Genomic DNA, 19,793 nt, shown 5'->3' on the forward strand with positions numbered 1-19,793 from the left:
ATTATACGATATTTCAAGAAATCTCTTGTTTCTGAAGGTAGAATGTACCTGTCGGAATGGATGCCCATTTTGGTGTATTGTGGTCGAGCCTAATGACGACAACCGTCATATCGTCATCGATTTGACCTGCTCTTGTGCGAATGACCTCCTCCATTAATAAATCAGCAATCTCTTGCGGATCTTCTGTTTTAAAGCTCTTCATTTTTCGTTTGACCCACAAATCATGATTTTCGATATGCTTTGGTCCTTCAAAGATCCCGTCGCTCATCATGATAAGGAGATCTCCTGCCTTCATCTGTTCACTCACCACTTCTACTTCAAATTCATCAATAATGCCAATAGGCAAGTTGCTGGCCTGTACCTTCATCACTTGATCACCACGTTTAATAAAACTTGGGGTGGAGCCAATCTTGAGGAACTTACAGCTCGCATCCTGTAAATCAATAATGGATAAGTCTAATGTGGAATAGACTTCATCTGTTGTCCGTAAAGATAAAATGCTATTAATCGTTTTAATCGCTACTTTTTCATCAATACCAGACGCCAAGATTTTTTCTAACAGCTTGATCGTTTCATTGCTTTCAAAATGGGCTCTTGCTCCATTTCCCATCCCATCACTAATAGCTGCGGCATATTTACCTGCACCCAGCTCCATCATGCTGTAGCTGTCTCCAGATACTAATCCTCCGCCTTTCGCTGCATGTGCTACACCTGTAGACACTCGATACGATTTTGCAGAACCGAATACAACATGACAATAACCTGTTGGATGTTCCGCACACTGCTCTGCTTTGACTAAAACTTGTTCTTCTAAAATATCCGAGAGCATTGGAGCGATGATTTTTTCGCATTCCCCATGACCTTGGCAATAGGGAATTCTCATCTCTATATCAACATTTCCCTGTTCTAAGCTATAAATTTCAACTTGCTGAATTTCAATTCCAAAGTTCTGAAGTGCTTCTATCATCTGCTCTTCCTGAATAAAATGCTGCTCTCTTTCTCGTTTTATTTCCCGGGAAAAATCCTCCATGACTTGTGAGACACCCATAAGTTGTTCGGCCACAAGGCGCCTGCTGTCTTGGACCTTTTTCTTTAAGGTCTGATTTGCTTTATAGTAAGCTATCTCCTCTTCAATCAATTCTTCTACATGCTTTGATTTTGAGCAGTGCTGACTGAATTTCTTTTTCAACTTCCGGTTATGCTCGTACGTTTTTTCATCAGATTCATGCATAACTTGTTTCATGAGTTCATAGGTTGTATCAAAGTTCTGCACCCAGCATTTATTTTTCTTATAGCACGTTTGACAGGAACGTTCTGTGATCGTACTTAAAAAAAGATCTACATCCTCTTCCTGCTTCTTTTCCTCAGGAATGGATTCGTAAAATGTCGCAAAACTCTCAGACAGCGCATGAAATACATTAGAGAATTGATCTACCTTTTTTGCTGTCACGTCTCGTACTTTTCTGGCATATTGCTGCTGTTCCTGTACATGCTCTACCGTACCAGGAATATATTTTGCCACCTTAGACGTTACTGACTGTGGCGTGAGCAAAAACAGTGCAACTGCGATGAGTGATTCATATAGCGTGGTCATTAGCCCTGCTGACCCTTCACCGTAGAGGGAGATTAGTAAAGAACCCACAATCAAGCCGATGGCGGCTCCTGCTTTTTTCCCCTCTTTTAGTAATCCGCCTAATAAGCCCGAGAAGGCAAGCAGACTCATCTGATAAAGGTTGCCGATGTTGGCGAGACCAAGAATTAATCCAGTTACAACACCCACTGTACAACCAATACTCGCTCCTCCAATAAAGGCAAAGCTCAGCACTACATATCGTGACAAAATATGCTCTGCCTGCATTCCTTGAAATGTGATCCCAGCCAGACCTGTTAAAACTGAAGCGATTAATATCATAAAGCAAATAATTTCTTCAACCTTTAAAGAGTGTTTGATTTTCCTGACTGTAAAAATCGGCAAACTTTGAAGAAATATCAGTGTCAGAATGAAGGCAAGTCCAGCTTCAACCCCCGCCATCACATAGTCATAACTTTGAACCGCACCCTGCTCGAGGTATACAAAAGCTCCCCTGGTCATCAGCATTGAGAGCACAATCACAACCGGTAATGTTTTCACCGGGTCTTTGATGATAAAAGAAACGACCTTTGACATGAGGAGGAACACGATCAATGACGCAAACACGAATAATGCATTTTGAGGTGATATCGTCATCGCTCCAGCGAGTAAAGCAAGACAAGCAAGCATCGCTTTATCCCTTTTAATGAGCAGCATGGACCCAAAGAAAGGCAATGCAAACGGCATAATTTCAGATAAGATAAAGGCTCGTCCCAATAAAAAGCCTAGAACAACATAAATAAACCCTTTATAGAAAAAAAGAGAATGCGTATGATGAAGAAACAGGTTTTTCATCTTTTTTAACCCTGCACTGATTCTTTCAAACCCGGCTCCCGTTAAATCAGTTCTTCTTTCTAGTTTTTCCATCTTTTCATCCCCCACCTGATATTCGTTGCTTGTCATTATAGCGAAGGTGAAAAAGAAATTTTGTCAAAAGAAGTTGTCGTTTCCATAAAACGTTCGACGCTTTATTTGCCAAAGAGGCATACTTTCTTGAAAGTCGATGTCTTTCATCAGAATTTTACGAAAGCACAAAAAAACAGCTTTCCTATAGAAAGCTGTTTTGAAGATGACCCGTACGGGATTCGAACCCGTGTTACCGCCGTGAAAGGGCGGTGTCTTAACCGCTTGACCAACGGGCCTTGCTTATTGTTCTTTTTAAAAGGATAGCGGCGGAGGGGATCGAACCCCCGACCTCACGGGTATGAACCGTACGCTCTAGCCAGCTGAGCTACACCGCCATAATGTAAAATGCGCTAAGAAGCACAAGAACTATAATACAAAGGATTCGCTTGTCCGTCAATAGAAAGTTTTAAATTAAATGGCAAATGCACAAAAAACGTTGAATTTGTATTAAAAAAAAAGCACCCGCTAAACAGCAGATGCTTTGTTGTGAAAAATATATAGAAAGCAGCAACAAGTTAACCTCTTCTTGCTCCGCGCCCCCCACGTTTTGATTCCGTGTTACGTTTTAAAGATGTTAAGCGATCTTCGCTATCTTTTAAGAATTTGTTCATTTTTTGCTCAAACGATTCCTTCGGACGGAAATCATTTCTGCTCGGTCTTGATTGTTGTTGTTGAGGACGATCTTTTGCTTTTTTAATGGACAAGCCGATTTTACCGTCTTTTTCAACGTTAATCACTTTCACTTCAACTTGTTCACCGACTTTTAAATGCTCATTAATATCTTTTACATAGTTATCGGCTACCTCACTGATATGAACGAGACCAGTTGAACCGCCTGGCAACTCCACAAAAGCTCCAAAATTTGTAATGCCCGTAACTTTCCCTTGTAACTTGCTGCCAACTTCAATCGACATAAAAAAAGTGCTCCTCCTTAGACTTATAAAAAAATCTCATTTGTTCAATTATACATAAACTGAATTTTAAGTGTCAACAAGGCTAATCGCTCTTATTGCCCACATCAAAGATTTTTTCGCCTTTTTTAGACATATAATAGTCCCGTCGTGCCAGTTCGAGTACGTATTCTTTGCTTTTCAGCTTTTTGATTTCATCAGAAATATCTTCCTGCTTTGTTTGTAATTGCTTCAATTCTTTTTCAAGCGCAACCTTCTTCTCTTCTTTTTCTTTCAATGCAGACGATTGCGACCAGAGGGCACTTGTTACCAAAACAGCAAACATGAGCACAATGACTCCAAACACGGTAAGCCTTCTAAGGAGTCCCCGGCGTTTGCGTTTTAGGCGCTGCGCTTGCTGTTCCATTTGTTTTTGATAATCATTTTGAATTTGTGCGATATTTCTTTTTCTCTCGTTCAAGGATGAAGGCCTCCTCTCTTACTTTGTCCAGAATTGTTTCCATTTCGTTTTCATGGTACGAGATAATTTCTTGATCCCTTGTAAAATTCCTGCTCCTTTTGAGAAAAACAACCTCATTGATGTTCGCCATTTTTCGGGAATTCGATGAATATTGGTCACATTGAGTAACCAAATAAGCGGATAACAAACAATATACAGCACCTTCCACACGAGTCGAAACGCAAAACGAACAAGGCGTAAGAGCGAGTGGAACAAGAACAGAAGAGCACTTATGATCAAACCGACGATCCAGCGAATGGGCTGGAAAACCATCGACATGATCAGCCTTTTCAGGAAGAGAACAGTCTGATAAATACACCTCATCACAAACTTGAGGATGTTCATATACAGCTGTTTCATCAATGCCTGGTACATCGAGAAACCTAGAGCAACAGCTAGAAAAATATAAAACCTGAATTCTCCCTCATTGGTCAGCAGCAGGACATAAAAGAATAAGAGACCCTGCACCACCCAAAAAAGGAGGTCGTGAATGACCAGCAGCCATTTTGCTGTTTTTTCCCGGTTCACAAACAGCTTGTACGTATCCAGCGATGCGCCCAGCCAGATGCCCATCGCCGCCATCGAAAGCATCGTATAAAACTGGACCGTCAGTGTCATTTAAACAGCTTGCTAAAAAATCCTTTAGCTTTCTCCCCGTGCTGCTCATCTACATAGATTAAGTCAAAGACACGCCCTTTAATGGACACAACGCCCTTTTCTACATCTAAGTTTTTCATTTGCAAATTTTCTCCGCGAATGGCGAGGACTCCCATGACAGTCTCAAGCAGAAATTCTTCATTATCAAAGCTCTCGACTTGTTTGACCCCAGTAATATCTAAATGCTTTCTGTTGCGCATTGTGACATGATGCTCGGCTTCTGATGACAACTTTGTGCCTTGAAGTTGATTATAATATTGATTCATTTATACATCCCCCATATCTCATACTTGCATTGTTACTGCATTGTATGTGACAGGCGGGACATTTAGAACAAGCCCTATTCTGCTGTTTTTTCTTCTTTTAGCACGGTATACATGCCAGCAGCTTCTTCTTTTTTCGTTGTGTCTTTTAACTCGTTGACTTGAACAGTCACAAGCTTTTGGCCAAAACGAATTTGAAGCTCGTCCCCTTCTTTCACGTCAGAGCTGGCTTTCGCCTGCGTGCCATTAATGGAAATTCTCCCTTGATCGGCTACTTCTTTTGCCAATGTTCTTCTTTTGATTAAACGAGACACTTTTAAGAATTTATCTAGTCTCATGTAAGTTCACCTCTTTCTATGCGTTTGGCATCGTTCCACAGATCGTCCATTTCTTCTAGGGTCAAGTCCTCTAGTGAACGCCCTATGTCCTTTGCTTTTTGTTCAATATGCTGAAAGCGCCGCATGAATTTTGTGTTTGCAGAAGAGAGGGCGGTTTCAGGCTCTAGATGATAAAATCTGCCAATGTTGACGAGAACAAACAAAAGATCCCCAAATTCATCCTTCATCTGCTTTGTTGCACCTTCATCCGTCTTATCTGCCACTTCCACAAGGAATTCCTGCTTTTCTTCTTCGTATTTGTTCCAAATATCCTCTACTTCTGTCCAGTCGAAGCCCACTTTTGCTGCTTTCTTTTGGAGCTTATAGGCTTTTGTTAAAGCTGGAAGAGTCGTTGGAATGGATTGCAAAATAGAAGCTGCACGCTCCGGTTTTTCCTGCTGCTTGATTTTTTCCCAGTTGGCGACTACATCTGATGCTTCAGACACATCCGTATCACCAAACACATGTGGATGTCGTCGAATCATTTTTTCTGTGACATGCTGGATGACGTCATCCATTGAGAAGTAACCATCATCTTCACCAATTTGGGCATGGAGTAAAACTTGCAGCAGTACATCTCCGAGTTCTTCAACCATATGATCTGGATCGTCTTCATCTATGGCTTCCAGCAGCTCATAACATTCTTCAATTAAATATGGTTTGAGCGACTCATTCGTTTGTTTTTGATCCCAAGGACAGCCGCCAGGACCTCTTAATGTACGAATGACTTCACGGAAAGTGTCAAATTGCTGATAGAGTAGCTTTTCATCTTGAATTGGAGGCACATAAACACTCGTTAAGTTATTTATCGACACATCTCGATCAAGTTCAAATAAAGGAACACCTGTAATCTGTTCCTGACTGCTTCCAGCTGCCGTTACGATAAAGACTTCATAATCGTCAGGTAGCTTTTCCATGAGGGTCAGCTTCACATTCGAGGCTGTCATCTGATCATATACCTGACAGATCAGCACATGCTGGGTCAACTTCAGATCATCCGCTCTCATATCCCCTGCGTCAACGAATTGAAGCCCTTCGATTGGGTCAATCTGTAAGGAATTAAACGTCGCATCCAAAAAGCTTTGTCCACCAGCCACGTACACCTCAATCCCGCGCTCCTTCTGTTGTGAAACAAGAAGCTGCACTGTCTTTTCCGCTACAAACGGGTGACCTGGTACTGCATACACAATATCTTTCTCCTCAGCCTCTCGGAAGAGAATGTCTGTGATTTCCTCATACACTGCATTAAACTGATCATGCTTTTCATATATCTCATCAAAAAAGGTCAGAGACGGGACCTCCTGCATCAATTCTGCGGTGAGTGGATGATCCTGCGTTCTCATGTATACTTCTTTCGCCTGCTTCAGCTGCTTATATACACCGAGCGTTAGCTGATCCATGTCGCCTGCCCCAAGACCAACGACTGTAATCTTACCTGCCATTTCGATTCCCTCTCATCTGTTTAAAATATAAAATCTTTTCTCCTAATGGAATGAGTCTCCATTCCTCTTCCGTAAATACGTCTAGCTTAAGAATACTATATAAAAAGGCGAAACCACCAATAAAAACTGAAGTCAGGCTCTCTAAAACAGAAAACGGACGTTTCTCAAAGGGAATGACCCAAGAAAACACTGCCTGATATCCAATTAAAACGACGGCCATGAATGCTGCTGATAAAAGAATTTTCACTGGGAATAGCTCTCTTATTGAAATCCACCCTTTATTCTTCAAATACACCGCATTGAGCGTAGCGGCGGCGAGAAACCCACAAACAGTCGACCATGCGGCTCCATAAATGCCGAATAACGGGACAAGAGCCAGCGTCAGCCCCCATTTCACCAGTACACTGATCAGGACCACAACAGCTGGGTACACGGTATGTCCTAGACCCTGAAGTAAAGCGGTTTGCGTAATCGCCATTGATGTAAAGGCAATGGATATGCAAAATATTTGCAGCGCATCTGTCCCTAAGTCATTACGAAAAAGCATGATGTTCACAGACGATAAAATACATATAAGACCGACAGCTGAACCAATCCCCAGCACCGATGTTGCCTTAAACGATGTACGTACTTTTTCACGAATTGCTTTATGCTGCCCTTTTCTTAAGGCCGACGACAAAAACGGAACAAGAGACGTCCCGATACTAATTGCAAACACCGTCCCGAGCTGCAAGAACGGCTGACCTCGGTCATACACGCCTTTTGCCGCCTTTGCAGCTGCTTCACTCAGTCCCTCACTGCGCAGTAGCGCATACAAGTGAAAAGCATCGATCATTTGCATCCATAGGATCAGCAATCCACTCACACAAATCGTCAATGTATACAGCACCAAACTCTTCAGCACATCTTTTTTCCGCAGTGTAGCCTGTTTTAATGTCTTGCTCGCTGACGACCGCTTCCGATAGGTCAGCCAAAGGAAAAGAAGCAAAATGAGTGAAGCCGCACTTCCAGCTATAGAAGAGAACACCGCACCCGCTCCTGTTTCATAAAGCGAATAGCCATGTCTCACAAAATAGAAAGATAAAACAAGCAGGACGCCTACTCTGATGAGCTGCTCAGCCAATTGAGAGACCGCAGTGGGGAGCATCAGCCCATCACTCTGAAAAACACCCCTCAGCATCACGGTAAGCGGCAGAAACAAAAACACAAACGAACTCATCTGGATGAGCAACATTAATTGACTGTCCGCCATGAGATTCGCAATTGTGCCTGCTCCTATGTATAAACAAAGAAATAAGACCGAGCTCAGCAAAGTGATATACACCAAGGATACCTTTGTAATGATTCGGCGATTCTCCTCACCATGCTCGCTCAGGAGCTTGGACACCATCACAGGAAAACCAGTGGTGCCGAGCATGATCGCAATGCCAAGAAAGGGATAGACCTGCTGATAAATATAAAAACCTGTGTCTCCTACGATATTTTGAAAAGGGACACGATATACGGCACTCAGTACCTTTGATAACAAGCCTGCGATGGTTAAAATCACCGCACCTTGGAAAAGCCAATGCGGCTGATTTACAGCATTTTTCATGGATGACTCCTTTATGTTCAATCAAAAAATATACCTGCATTTAAACGCACTCATTATATCATACGTGACTGGCAAGCCGTTTCTTTCTAAGGAGTAGACGATACATTCATTGTTTTGTTTCATCCCATATAAAAAACGCCGACAAAATCAGATGATTTCATCGGCATTCTTTCGTTTTATCAAAATGATATAGATTTATTAGACCTAATGTTCCATTTGACGGGCTAAGAAGCCAGCTGCCGTTTCTGCCGCTTTATGCTCCACTTCTCCCATTGAACGCTCTTTAGAAAATAAGACGACGGCGCCAATTGGATCTCCGTTTGCAACAATAGGTGCAATGGTATAAGCTGATACATCATCATCAATACCATCCACAAGCTGAATTTCTTTCTTGCTGTCCTCTAATACAGAATTACGCTGATCCATTGTTCGTTCAAGTAAATCACTAATGGATTTGTTTAAATACTCTTTTTTTGAACTACCGGATACAGCAATATACGTATCACGATCACAGATGAGGATAGAATGACCCAAACTGTCGAATAATGCATCAGCATATTCCTTCGCAAAGTCTCCTAGCTCACTAATCGGTGAATACTTCTTCAAAATGACTTCTCCATCGCGGTCGACAAAAATCTCAAGTGGATCTCCTTCCCGGATGCGCAATGTTCTGCGAATCTCCTTCGGTATAACCACTCTACCTAGATCATCGATGCGGCGTACAATTCCAGTTGCTTTCATTCACTGCTGCCTCTCTTTCGTTTGATGATGTGTTGGGTGAATGGAACAAAAGCGTCCACTTTATGCAACATTCACCACTTGACCCTGAGATTAGTATCCGTCACATCAAACGTAATATACACGAGAGACCAACAAAATTTTATGAAGATGGAATGGTTTCTTTTTTCACATCTTGAAGACCTCGAAGCATACGAAGAACGACTTCAAGCCACTCCTCCGTTTTCTTGCCTTTTGTTTGGACAGAAATAATCAGCTTGCTGCCTTCCATGCCAAGACCGATATCACGTCCATATTGACTGCCAAGCTCAAATAATTTTTGACCATCGATGTCGCTGCTTGCTTTTTCATCGAGAGTGAGTCTGACAATGCCTTTCTCCATCTTGATCAACTCGACACGTTCCTGCACAGCGTACACCTTCATCGTCGCAATCGTGAACAAATCAGCCACTTCTTGCGGATATTCTCCAAATCGGTCAATCATTTCATCTTGAAGCTCTTTCCGCTCTTCTATTGATCCAATCGCTCTAAACTGTTTATACATCTCGATCTTTTGTTTGCCATCAGAAATATAGCTATCTGGAATGTAGGCATCAATTTGGAGATCAATTTCCGGCTCAAATTTTTCTTGAGCAGTCGTATCGCCTCTTCTTTCTTCAATGGCTTCTTTCAGCATTTGAGAGTAAAGGTCGAATCCAACAGAATCAATAAATCCATGTTGCTGTGCACCAAGTAAATTTCCTGCTCCTCGAATCGTTAAGTCACGCATCGCAATCTTAAAGCCTGATCCGAGCTCAGTGAATTCTTTAATAGCTTGAAGTCTTTTCTCTGCTACTTCAGAAAGCACTTTATCTTTTCGATAAGTGAAATAAGCATAGGCCACACGATTCGAGCGCCCAACTCGTCCTCTTAACTGGTACAGTTGCGAAAGCCCCATTTTATCAGCATCGTGAACAATGAGCGTGTTCACATTTGGTATGTCTACGCCCGTTTCGATAATGGTTGTACTGACGAGTACATCCGATTCACCTTCTAGGAAATTAATCATCACGGATTCCAGCTCATTCTCACTCATTTTCCCGTGTGCATAGCTCACTTTTGCGTCTGGAACAAGCATCGAGATTTCATCTGCTTTTCGTTCAATATCCTCCACTCGGTTATAAAGGAAGTACACTTGACCGCCTCTTGCCAGTTCTCGCTCAATGGCTTCTCTAACTAACGCACCATTGTACTCGACAACATAGGTTTGAACTGGGAAACGGTTCTCAGGTGGTGTTTCAATAACAGATAAGTCACGTACGCCAAGCATCGACATATGAAGCGTACGAGGAATTGGCGTTGCCGTTAACGTCAGCACATCAATATTGGCTTTCATTTGTTTAATTTTCTCTTTATGCGTCACACCGAAGCGCTGCTCTTCATCAATAATTAACAGTCCTAAATCCTTGTACACAATGTCTTTTGAAAGAAGACGATGCGTCCCAATGACCATATCAATCGTTCCGTTTTTCAGCCCTTTTAATGTTTCTGTTGTTTCTTTTCGTGTACGGAAGCGGCTAAGCTGAGCGATTTTAACAGGATAGTCTTGGAATCTGTCCATAATCGTGTCAAAATGCTGCTGCGCTAAGATCGTTGTTGGTACAAGCAGTGCCACCTGCTTCCCGTCAGCAATGGCTTTGAAGGCCGCTCGAATCGCCACCTCTGTTTTTCCATAGCCCACATCTCCACAAAGCAGACGATCCATCGGGCGCTCCCGCTCCATGTCTTGCTTGATTTCATGAATCGAGCGAATTTGATCGTCTGTTTCTTGGTAAGGGAATGCAGATTCAAACTGGCGCTGCATCTCATGGTCAGGCGAGAAGGCATACCCTTTGCTTGCTTCACGTTCTGCGTACAGCTTAATTAGATCATCTGCAATGTCCTGCACAGATGATTCTACTTTTTTCTTCACGCGCTTCCAGTCGCTACCGCCTAGTTTGTATAGCTTTGGTTCTTTTCCTTCTGACCCAACATACTTCTGCACCTGATCAATTTGTTCAACAGGGACATAAAGCTTGTCGCTTCCTTGATAATGAATATTTAAATAATCTTTATGAATGCCGCCAATTTCAAGCGTTTCAATTCCTAAATACTTACCGATCCCGTGGTTAATGTGTACCACGTAATCGCCCACTTGCAGCTCTGAATAGCTTTTGATTCGCTCTGCGTTCGTCAGCTTTTGCTTACGTGCCTGCTTCTTCACACGTTTCTTGAAAAGTTCACCCTCTGTAATGACAGCAATTTTGGATAAAGGCAGTTCAAAACCGGTTTGCAGCTCACCTTGTAAAATATATACTTGCCCGCTGACAAGCTCAGCATCAGGTTTAGCAAGAGCTGCTTCAATGTCATAATCATGCAAGACAGATGACAGCTTCTCTGTCCGCTCTTCATCCGCACCTAAAAAGACAACCGTATAATTCTGCTTTTTGTAGCGTTCAATTTCACTTGCAAGCACATTCATCTGCCCATGGAAATTCTGCATTTGCTTACTAGATACATTGACGATATTTTGCGGATTGGTCTGCTGAACATGTCTCAAAAATAAGGAATAGTACAGAATCGATCTCGATTGCTGATTGAATAGCTCTTGAAATGGGAAGGAAAGGGCTAGATCATGCAGGATATTCCCTTCTTCCAGCAGACTAATTGTCCAATCTGCTTCTTCCTGTTCAAGCTGTTCTTCCATCTCCTGAATTCTGCTGATTTCATCTAGAATGATTACCGTATCCTGCGATGTATAATCTAGCAAACTAGCAGGCTTTTCATAGAAATAGGACAGATACTTCGTCATTTCTTGTGTCACAATACCTTCTAGCAGCTTCTCACGATCAGCAGAAATATTCTGATGGAGCAGTTCTTTTTGTTTATCCGAGTTGAATTTCTTTAAGCTGCTGGCAAGACCTTCGTCAAGCTGTTCAATCGCTCTCACTCGTTCAGGCCCTCTTACAATCAGCTCTTTCGCCGGGCCAATCTTGATTTCTTGAAGTGTTTCCAATGAACGCTGCGTGTCAGAGTGGAAGGACCGAATAGAATCCACTTCTGTATCAAACAGCTCAATACGGATCGGGTGGTCTTCCGTTAACGCATAAATGTCAATGATGCCTCCGCGCACACTAAAGTCTCCGGGCGCAGCGACCATGGACGTCCGGTCATAACCGATTTGCACGAGTTGTTTTGAAAACGCCTCCAAATCAATTTCTTCACCAACCTTTAAATGGATCTGACTCTCCTTCCAGAGCTCAACAGGAGGAAGCATTCTACGCACTGCAGCTGCTGGGGTCACGACAATCGGATTTTCTCCATTCGCAAGACGATTCAATACATCAAGACGCTGCGCTCTAAGCTCCGGGCTTGCCACAGCAATTTCAGATGCAATGAGTTCATTGACAGGATAAAGAAGGACCGAGCGATCTGGCATCACACTTGCTAGATCATCTGTGACCTTCTGTGCTTGATATAAGTTGTGTGTCACAATAAACATCGGCCGCTTTAATTCGTCTGATATGGCGGCTGTAAATAAAGATCTGACGGAGCCTGATAGTCCGGCGAGCAGTTGTTCTTTTAAACCTTCCTTTAGCCCATTAAAAATGGACTGAAAATCATCACTTTGTTTGATAAATGATTGTATATTTTTCATTTGGCTCCTCCTCCCTGCTTGTTTAAAACAGAAAAACGCTTTGGTCTATTATCTACACCAAAGCTTTTTATTGAATAAAGGTATGATACTGATGGTAATCAGGATTTCTTTCGAGCGCCTCTTGGCAATCCTCACAAATGGTTTGTACATGTAAATCACCATTTTCCCTATAAGAAATCATATCGTTTCTTTCCTCATTTGTTAAGTGATGAAATCCAAGTGCTTCACTTTGGACAGCGGATTCATCTAGACTGCCAACCTTTACACCACAGTGCCGGCAGTAATAGTGCAAAGCCATACGTGATCCTCCCATGCTGAGATTTTATGATCAGTATGTGCCTTGCTTATCATTCTTATACCTTCTTGTTAAAATCATTCATCACTTCTAAAAATGGCTTTGTTAAAGCGGCTTCACAAGCTTCAACAGATGCTTGAATAGCAAATGAGATATCAGGCTGTTCTTCCTCTGAGAAGCGTCCTAGTACGTAATCGACGACCTTCATGCCGTTTTGTGGACGGCCGATGCCGATACGGAATCGGTCAAACTCTGGTGAACCTAAATGCTGAATCAACGATTTGATTCCGTTATGTCCGCCTGCACTTCCTTTAGTACGCAAACGAATCCGGCCCGTTGGCAAATCAAGATCATCATAGATGACCTTCAAATGTTCAAGGGGAATATCATAGTAATCCATCAGCGGACGCACACATTCCCCTGATAAGTTCATATATGTAAGAGGCTTCACAAGTAGAACCTTTTGCCCCGAAACAAACCCAGTTCCATATTGTCCATGGAATTTTGATTGATTTAATGGGATGTCCCATTTTTTTGATAGTTCATCTATTGTCATAAACCCGACGTTATGTCTTGTTTTTTCATATTCTTTTCCTGGATTACCCAATCCAACGAACGCAATCATGAAACCAATAACCTCCTTTGTCGCACATGCACACGCCTAAAAAATGAGCCAATGTGATTGCCTCATGCAAAACGTATGAATTCTTTTCATTCTAGCACAAAAGACGTAACCGCGGGAGGGTTACGTCTCTAATTGACCAGTTATTCTTCGCTGTCATCTTTTTCTTTAATGGCCTCAGGCTCTTGCGTTTCCTCTTCACTATCTGGCTCAGGAACCTCTGATTGCTGAGGCGGTAAGATCGAAGCAACAACTTCTTCTGGATCATTATTAATTTGATACGTAGACTGAACAGACAGATCACCAACTGTTAGTACGTCATTTACTTCTAAGTTTGTAATATCAGCTTCAATATTTTGCGGGATATCCTTTGGTTTCGCTGTAATGGATAGCTCAAATAGTGGCTGCTGAAGCACACCGCCATCCTTTACACCTTTGGATTCGCCAATGAGTTGTACAGGTACATCTGCGTCAATTTCTCGCTGTAAGTCGACCACTTGGAAATCAGCGTGGACAAGCTCATTTTTCAACGGATCTGTTTGCAGTTCTGTTACCATCACAGATTTTGTTTCACCGCCAACGTCTAATGTGATGATTGTGTTTTTTCCTTCATCACGTAATGTCTTTAATAAATCAATACTGTCTAATGAAACAGCCAGATTGTCTGTATTTTTTCCGTATATGACACCAGGAACGTGTCCTGAATGACGGATTTTTTGCAGTGTGGAACGTTTGAAATCAGTTCTTTTATTTGCTTTTAAAGTTGCCATATTCAGCACCATCCTATTTCTTTTTTGTCACTACTTTCATAAATACCCATAACTGAATCATTTTAAACATGTTTGTCTTTCATTTATCACAGCAAAAAGACCCCAAGCTGATGCCTAGGGCCTTTTCCAATCAGAAAATTAGCTGAAAAGGTAGCTCACAGATTCTTCTTCATGTACACGGATGATGGCTTCTGCAAGCAAAGGCCCAACTGAAAGCGGAATGAATTTTCCAACTTTCTTGTCATCTGTTAAGTGAATACTGTTTGTCACAACTAATTCTTTAATTTTAGAGTTTGTAATACGTTCTACTGCTGGTCCAGACAATACTGGGTGAGTACAACAAGCATAGACTTCAGCCGCTCCATTTTCCACAAGTGCATTTGCAGCAAGTGTAATCGTACCAGCTGTATCAATGATATCATCGATGAGAATCGCCGTTTTGCCTTCAATGTTCCCAATGATGTTCATCACTTCAGCCACGTTCGGCTTCGGACGACGTTTGTCGATAATTGCGATTGGTGCTTTCAGGCGGTCCGCCATTTTGCGCGCACGCGTAACACCACCGTGGTCAGGAGACACAACAACGATATCATTCAAGTTTTTCTGTTCAAAATAGTTTGTTAAGATTGGCACAGCCATTAAGTTATCGATTGGAATATCAAAGAAACCTTGGATTTGCGGCGCATGAAGGTCAAGTGCGATGACACGTGTAGCACCTGCTGTTTCAAGTAAGTTCGCAAAAAGCTTCGCCGTGATTGGCTCACGAGGTTTCGCCTTACGATCTTGACGTGCATATCCGTAATAAGGGATGACAATATTGACCGTTTTCGCAGAAGCGCGTTTTAGTGCATCTACCATAATGAGTAGCTCCATAATGTGCTCATTTACTGGCGCACTAGTAGATTGAATAACATAACAATCACAGCCACGGATACTTTCTTCAATATTGATTTGGACTTCACCGTCACTAAAACGTTTAACAGAGCTCTTTCCTACATCAACTCCGATACGATCGGCAATTTCTTTGGCAAGTTCAGGGTTTGAATTCAAAGAGAATATCTTTAAATTCGCATCAGCATAACGATTAGACATGGTAAACCTCCGGGTATTTGGATTATTTTTTATGAATATTTTTCACATAATCTTCTTTATTGACTTGTCTTGCTCTAGCAATAGACAATGCATCCTGCGGTACATCTTCTGTAACCGTTGAACCGGCTGCAACATATGCCCCTTTTCCGACAGTGACTGGTGCAACGAGATTTGAATTACAGCCAATAAATGCGCCATCTTCAATCTTCGTTAAGAATTTCTTCTTCCCATCATAATTAACTGTAATAGATCCACAACCAAGGTTTACATCCGTTCCGACCTCTGCATCTCCAATATAGCTGAGATGAGACGCTTTGCTTCGGTCACCGAAAACTGTTTTCTTGATTTCGACAAAATTTCCGATCTTCACTTCATCGCCAATTTTCGACAATGGGCGAATATGAGCAAACGGTCCAATTGTCACATCTACCCCAACTTCACTATCGCAGACAACAGACTGCTTAATGACTGTCCGATCTCCAATTACGCTATCAACAATTTCAGTGTTCGGACCGATTGTGGCATCTGCACCAATCTTTACATTCCCTTTGATGACCGTCCCAGGATAAATCATTGTATCTTCACCGATGACTGCATCGGGCGAGATATACGTGTTCTCAGGATCAATCAAGGTTACACCATTCTTCATATGCTGATGATTAATACGTCGCTTCATGAATTGCTCTGCTTGTGATAGAGCGATACGATCATTGACTCCAAGTGTTTCTTCAAAATGTGGTGTTTGATACGCTGCAACCGTCTGTCCTTCATTCTTTAGAATTTCAATGACATCCGGCAAATAGTATTCACCTTGTGCATTTTCATTTGACACTTGCTCAATCACACGGAAGAGATCTTCATTTGAAAAGCAATAGGTTCCAGTATTAATTTCATTCACTTGACGTTCAGCATCATTTGCATCTTTATGCTCGACGATTTTTACTACAGCACCTGTTTCATCACGAAGAATACGTCCATAACCTGTTGGATCATCCGCGTGTGCTGTCAAAATCGTCACTTTCGCTTCTTGTTTTTGATGCTCGCTTAACATGGCTTCCATTGTTTCCGCTGTCAATAATGGTGTATCTCCACAAATGACAATGGTTGTTCCCTTTTCCTGCGCGAGGAACGATTTAGCTTGTTTGACGGCATGTGCTGTTCCCAGCTGTTCTTCTTGAAGTGCATATTCACTTCTGTCCCCAAGCTGATTCTTGACGTCCTCTGCTCCATGACCGACAATCGTCACAAGCTTGGCTAAAGATAGCTTTAACGCTTGATCTGCCACATGCTCGACCATTGGCTTTCCGCAAACTGGATGAAGTACTTTGTATAACTTTGACTTCATTCTTGTTCCTTTTCCCGCTGCTAAAATCACTGCGAACCGCTTATCCATTGATTGGCCTCCAATATCCCTATTATCCATAGAAAAATATATCCTAAATAAGGACTGATTTCAAGGATACAAGAGGAAGTGCATTAATTTTCTAATGAACGGGAGACATAAGGAACAAGAGAAAAAACGCAAAAAAGACAGCATTTAAAAGAAAACATTCATTTTCTCTTAAAGCTGTCTTTTTAGGTTCACATATCTTTAAGAAGCTCCAGCTTCTTCATATTCAATTGTCTCTTCCTCTTCGCCTAAGCGATGATACTCATTTAAAACAGCATCTTGGATTTTACCCCGAGTGCTTGAATTAATTGGATGTGCAATGTCGCGAAACTCTCCATCAGGCGTACGTTTGCTAGGCATTGCAACAAACAAGCCATTGTTTCCATCAATCACACGAATATCATGAACAACAAATTCGTGGTCCAGCGTGATGGATGCAATCGCCCTCATGCGACCATCGGTATTCACGCGGCGTAATCTTACGTCAGTAACTTCCACAGTAGTTCACCACCTTTTCCCAATATAAAAGCATTAATTAGGTATTCAACGATTGTGGTGATTCTCCTGCTCTTTTTTTAAACTTTTTTTGAAATATCGGGATATTTATACATTTTTTGTCATCTTCGTGACGGCGCTTACATTCTCTTCGTGAAAAAAAGACATCATGATGATGTCTTTTCATACATATAATGAAACCAAACGGCCTCCAAAGAGATGGCCTGTTTATTTCACTAATGCCACAACTTCAATTTCTACAAGTGCATCTTTTGGAAGTCTGGCTACTTCTACACATGAACGAGCTGGCTTATGTGTATGGAAGTATTCACCGTACACTTCATTCACTTCAGCGAATTGTTCCATATCTTTAATGAAAACCGTTGCTTTCACGACTGTTTCAAAGGAAGCACCCGCTGCTTCAAGGACGGCTTTAAGATTATGAAACACTTGATGTGTTTGTTCTTTAATATCTCCATTCACAAAATCTCCAGCTGGCGTTAACGGAATCTGCCCTGAGCTGTAAAACATGTTATTGACGATAATCCCTTGAGAGTAAGGTCCAATGGCTGCTGGCGCGTTTTTGGTTTGAACAACTTTTGTCATATCAATCTCTCCCATTCAAATACATGTTTGATCAAAGCTTAAGCTTTCGAATGAAAAAACTCGTGGAAATTACCTTCATTAATCTCAATGATTTTCTGCTTCATATCAATGGTTGAAAGCTTTAAAAGTGATACATATTCATCGACAAGGCGTTCATCTACGCCTTCATCTTCTAATAAAACACCGATCCCTGCAACATTTGCATTAAATTCCTCTAGAAGATTCATCATGCCATTAATGGTTCCGCCTGCTTTCATAAAGTCATCAATAATCAACACATTGGATCCTTTATCTAAGCTCCGCTTTGCAAGTGACATGGTTTGAATTCGGTTAGAAGAACCTGATGCATAATTAATACTCACAGTTGATCCTTCAGTTACCTTATTATCTTTTCTAACGATCACAACAGGCACATTTAAATAACCTGCAACAGAATAGGCAATCGGAATACCTTTCGTCGCAACAGTCATGACAACATCAATCGGTCGATCCGAAAAAATGGTCGCAAAAAGCTTACCGATTTTCGCAAGAATCGATGGATTGCCTAAAACATCAGTTAAATATAAATAACCGCCAGGAAGCACACGTTCAGGAGTTGATAATGCTTCTCCGATATCGTTGACGACTTCGTCTGCTTCTTTTAGATGAATCTTTGGAATATATTTCACTCCGCCAGCAGCACCAGGTACAGTAAGTAAAGTCCCTATTCCCTGCTGTTCGAAGGTCTGTTTGATAATCGTTAAGTCTTCACTAATAGAGGACTTCGCAGATTGATATCGCTCTGCAAAAAAAGTTAAAGGTACTAGTACGTGCGGGTGGGTTAACAAATAATTTGTTAAGTCCACCAATCTGCCGCTTCGACGAAACTTCATGAACTTACCCCCAGAACCCGAATAATTTATGAATAATATAACTTAATATACGGATTTAATCAAGGGTATTTTGTTCGCCGATCATGCGGACAGCGTAAACCTGATCACAAAATCCTCTCAGTCCGTTATATATTCTTTGTACCTTCGATTCATATTGAATCAAGCCAAATACAGTTGGCCCGCTGCCGCTCATTAATACAGCATCTGCTCCGAAACGCTTCATCTGTCTCTTAATCATATCGACTTCTGGATACATCTTTAATGTCACAGATTCCAACACGTTACCGAGTGAGCCGCACATCTCTTTATAATCTTTCGCTTCAATTGCTTCAATCATACGCTGTACATTTGGGTGTTCTACTTTGCTTGCGTCATATTGTCTGTAGACCTCAGCTGTAGATACCCCAATCACCGGCTTCGCTAAAATCACCCAGCAATGCGGCGGTGTCGCAATATGCTTTAGTTTCTCTCCACGTCCTGTCGCTAGCGCTGTCCCTCCGTGCACACAAAAAGAGACATCTGAGCCGATCTCCGCTCCAAGCTCAGCTAGTTCATCTAACGTGAGATTTAACTTCCACAAACGGTTTAAGCCGCGAAGCGCTGCTGCGGCATCACTGCTACCTCCAGCTAAACCTGCTGCGACGGGAATTGCTTTTGTGATGACAATCGATACGCCTTTTTGAATACCGAATCTTGTTTTTAATAATTTAGCTGCCTGATAAGCCAAATTCCGTTGATCATCTGGCACAAAACGATTATGAGATGATACACGGATTTCGTCTTTGTCCAGCTCCGTCAGCTCTAGTCGATCTGCAAGATCTATTGTTGTCATCACCATCTCCACTTCGTGATATCCATCCGGTCTTTTTCCATGAACATCAAGTGAGAGATTAATTTTTGCCGGTGCTTTTTCTAAAATACGCAAACATTTCACCTACTTCTCCATCTAAACATAAGT

General features: G+C 41.9%; 19 protein-coding genes and 2 tRNA genes. All 21 read right to left on the reverse strand.

The annotated features are described in order from the left end of the window. Positions 1–13: 13 nt before the first annotated feature. The 21 genes from spoIIE to ispE all read right to left on the reverse strand — a co-directional run bounded on the left by spoIIE (position 14) and on the right by ispE (position 19,760). Positions 14–2,497, reverse strand: a complete 2,484-nt coding sequence (gene spoIIE, locus KFQ09_RS09290; protein WP_024719363.1) for a stage II sporulation protein E — start codon at positions 2,495–2,497, stop codon at positions 14–16. Between the two features lie 203 nt (positions 2,498–2,700). Continuing rightward, positions 2,701–2,772: transfer RNA gene (locus KFQ09_RS09295), tRNA-Glu, on the reverse strand. Positions 2,773–2,797: 25 nt separating this feature from the next. Further along, positions 2,798–2,871: transfer RNA gene (locus KFQ09_RS09300), tRNA-Met, on the reverse strand. A gap of 180 nt (positions 2,872–3,051) precedes the next feature. After that, positions 3,052–3,450 carry a S1 domain-containing RNA-binding protein gene (locus KFQ09_RS09305; RefSeq protein WP_003217901.1) on the reverse strand — a complete coding sequence of 133 codons (399 nt, stop codon included), beginning with the start codon at positions 3,448–3,450 and terminating at the stop codon, positions 3,052–3,054. Between the two features lie 82 nt (positions 3,451–3,532). Next, positions 3,533–3,907 (reverse strand): FtsB family cell division protein, encoded by a 375-nt coding sequence (locus KFQ09_RS09310; RefSeq protein ID WP_007496186.1) that lies wholly within the window; start codon positions 3,905–3,907, stop codon positions 3,533–3,535. An 18-nt stretch (positions 3,908–3,925) separates the two neighbouring features. Then, positions 3,926–4,564, reverse strand: a complete 639-nt coding sequence (yabQ, locus tag KFQ09_RS09315; protein WP_255836229.1) for a spore cortex biosynthesis protein YabQ — start codon at positions 4,562–4,564, stop codon at positions 3,926–3,928. Next, on the reverse strand, positions 4,561–4,869 hold the full coding sequence (gene yabP, locus KFQ09_RS09320) for a sporulation protein YabP (protein WP_255836230.1): 309 nt from the start codon (positions 4,867–4,869) through the stop codon (positions 4,561–4,563). Before yabP ends, yabQ begins: the two co-directional genes overlap by 4 nt. Positions 4,870–4,943: 74 nt before the next feature. Continuing rightward, a complete protein-coding gene (locus KFQ09_RS09325) occupies positions 4,944–5,204 on the reverse strand; it encodes an RNA-binding S4 domain-containing protein (RefSeq protein WP_008341839.1) in 261 nt (86 codons plus the stop codon). Next, positions 5,201–6,685 carry a bifunctional methyltransferase/pyrophosphohydrolase YabN gene (gene mazG / locus KFQ09_RS09330; RefSeq protein WP_255836231.1) on the reverse strand — a complete coding sequence of 495 codons (1,485 nt, stop codon included), beginning with the start codon at positions 6,683–6,685 and terminating at the stop codon, positions 5,201–5,203. Before mazG ends, KFQ09_RS09325 begins: the two co-directional genes overlap by 4 nt. Beyond that, a complete protein-coding gene (locus KFQ09_RS09335; RefSeq protein WP_212357651.1) occupies positions 6,675–8,279 on the reverse strand; it encodes a putative polysaccharide biosynthesis protein in 1,605 nt (534 codons plus the stop codon). Before KFQ09_RS09335 ends, mazG begins: the two co-directional genes overlap by 11 nt. A gap of 204 nt (positions 8,280–8,483) precedes the next feature. Beyond that, positions 8,484–9,020, reverse strand: coding sequence for a stage V sporulation protein T (gene spoVT, locus KFQ09_RS09340; protein WP_007496196.1), 537 nt, complete (start codon positions 9,018–9,020; stop codon positions 8,484–8,486). 139 nt (positions 9,021–9,159) lie between these two features. Beyond that, entirely contained in the window at positions 9,160–12,693 is a 3,534-nt protein-coding gene (gene mfd, locus KFQ09_RS09345) for a transcription-repair coupling factor (protein ID WP_072368352.1), read from the reverse strand. A gap of 67 nt (positions 12,694–12,760) precedes the next feature. Further along, positions 12,761–12,991 carry an anti-sigma-F factor Fin gene (locus KFQ09_RS09350; protein WP_003217967.1) on the reverse strand — a complete coding sequence of 77 codons (231 nt, stop codon included), beginning with the start codon at positions 12,989–12,991 and terminating at the stop codon, positions 12,761–12,763. 55 nt (positions 12,992–13,046) lie between these two features. Next, positions 13,047–13,613, reverse strand: coding sequence for an aminoacyl-tRNA hydrolase (gene pth, locus KFQ09_RS09355; RefSeq protein ID WP_144668535.1), 567 nt, complete (start codon positions 13,611–13,613; stop codon positions 13,047–13,049). Between the two features lie 140 nt (positions 13,614–13,753). Continuing rightward, positions 13,754–14,380, reverse strand: coding sequence for a 50S ribosomal protein L25/general stress protein Ctc (locus KFQ09_RS09360; RefSeq protein ID WP_008341853.1), 627 nt, complete (start codon positions 14,378–14,380; stop codon positions 13,754–13,756). Between the two features lie 138 nt (positions 14,381–14,518). After that, the gene (locus tag KFQ09_RS09365) at positions 14,519–15,472 is read right to left on the reverse strand and encodes a ribose-phosphate diphosphokinase (RefSeq protein ID WP_003217907.1); all 954 of its coding nucleotides are present in this window, start codon (positions 15,470–15,472) and stop codon (positions 14,519–14,521) included. A 22-nt stretch (positions 15,473–15,494) separates the two neighbouring features. Beyond that, positions 15,495–16,865: a bifunctional UDP-N-acetylglucosamine diphosphorylase/glucosamine-1-phosphate N-acetyltransferase GlmU gene (gene glmU, locus KFQ09_RS09370; protein ID WP_255836232.1), complete on the reverse strand. Its 1,371-nt coding sequence runs from the start codon at positions 16,863–16,865 to the stop codon at positions 15,495–15,497. A gap of 198 nt (positions 16,866–17,063) precedes the next feature. After that, complete coding sequence (gene spoVG, locus KFQ09_RS09375) at positions 17,064–17,360, reverse strand: septation regulator SpoVG (protein WP_008357439.1); 297 nt, start codon at positions 17,358–17,360, stop codon at positions 17,064–17,066. A gap of 225 nt (positions 17,361–17,585) precedes the next feature. Then, a complete protein-coding gene (ridA, locus tag KFQ09_RS09380; RefSeq protein WP_008341860.1) occupies positions 17,586–17,963 on the reverse strand; it encodes a 2-iminobutanoate/2-iminopropanoate deaminase in 378 nt (125 codons plus the stop codon). 38 nt (positions 17,964–18,001) lie between these two features. Continuing rightward, a complete protein-coding gene (gene purR / locus KFQ09_RS09385) occupies positions 18,002–18,835 on the reverse strand; it encodes a pur operon repressor (RefSeq protein ID WP_007496210.1) in 834 nt (277 codons plus the stop codon). A 55-nt stretch (positions 18,836–18,890) separates the two neighbouring features. Beyond that, positions 18,891–19,760, reverse strand: coding sequence for a 4-(cytidine 5'-diphospho)-2-C-methyl-D-erythritol kinase (gene ispE / locus KFQ09_RS09390; RefSeq protein WP_017359321.1), 870 nt, complete (start codon positions 19,758–19,760; stop codon positions 18,891–18,893). Positions 19,761–19,793 lie beyond the last annotated feature (33 nt).

The sequence above is a fragment of the Bacillus sp. FS02 genome, assembly GCF_024398395.1.
In the GTDB taxonomy this organism is placed as follows: Bacteria; Bacillota; Bacilli; order Bacillales; family Bacillaceae; genus Bacillus; species Bacillus altitudinis.

Bases quoted from the DNA above. Each gene is read 5' to 3' on its own strand.
- mfd (WP_072368352.1), bottom strand. From the start codon at position 12,693: ATGAAAAATATACAATCATTTATCAAACAAAGTGATGATTTTCAGTCC.
- spoVT (WP_007496196.1), bottom strand. From the start codon at position 9,020: ATGAAAGCAACTGGAATTGTACGCCGCATCGATGATCTAGGTAGAGTG.
- KFQ09_RS09360 (WP_008341853.1), bottom strand. From the start codon at position 14,380: ATGGCAACTTTAAAAGCAAATAAAAGAACTGATTTCAAACGTTCCACA.
- pth (WP_144668535.1), bottom strand. From the start codon at position 13,613: ATGATTGCGTTCGTTGGATTGGGTAATCCAGGAAAAGAATATGAAAAA.
- glmU (WP_255836232.1), bottom strand. From the start codon at position 16,865: ATGGATAAGCGGTTCGCAGTGATTTTAGCAGCGGGAAAAGGAACAAGA.
- mazG (WP_255836231.1), bottom strand. From the start codon at position 6,685: ATGGCAGGTAAGATTACAGTCGTTGGTCTTGGGGCAGGCGACATGGAT.
- yabP (WP_255836230.1), bottom strand. From the start codon at position 4,869: ATGAATCAATATTATAATCAACTTCAAGGCACAAAGTTGTCATCAGAA.
- ridA (WP_008341860.1), bottom strand. From the start codon at position 17,963: ATGACAAAAGTTGTTCAAACCAAAAACGCGCCAGCAGCCATTGGACCT.
- KFQ09_RS09305 (WP_003217901.1), bottom strand. From the start codon at position 3,450: ATGTCGATTGAAGTTGGCAGCAAGTTACAAGGGAAAGTTACGGGCATT.
- KFQ09_RS09335 (WP_212357651.1), bottom strand. From the start codon at position 8,279: ATGAAAAATGCTGTAAATCAGCCGCATTGGCTTTTCCAAGGTGCGGTG.
- KFQ09_RS09350 (WP_003217967.1), bottom strand. From the start codon at position 12,991: ATGGCTTTGCACTATTACTGCCGGCACTGTGGTGTAAAGGTTGGCAGT.
- spoIIE (WP_024719363.1), bottom strand. From the start codon at position 2,497: ATGGAAAAACTAGAAAGAAGAACTGATTTAACGGGAGCCGGGTTTGAA.
- KFQ09_RS09325 (WP_008341839.1), bottom strand. From the start codon at position 5,204: ATGAGACTAGATAAATTCTTAAAAGTGTCTCGTTTAATCAAAAGAAGA.
- KFQ09_RS09365 (WP_003217907.1), bottom strand. From the start codon at position 15,472: ATGTCTAATCGTTATGCTGATGCGAATTTAAAGATATTCTCTTTGAAT.
- purR (WP_007496210.1), bottom strand. From the start codon at position 18,835: ATGAAGTTTCGTCGAAGCGGCAGATTGGTGGACTTAACAAATTATTTG.
- yabQ (WP_255836229.1), bottom strand. From the start codon at position 4,564: ATGACACTGACGGTCCAGTTTTATACGATGCTTTCGATGGCGGCGATG.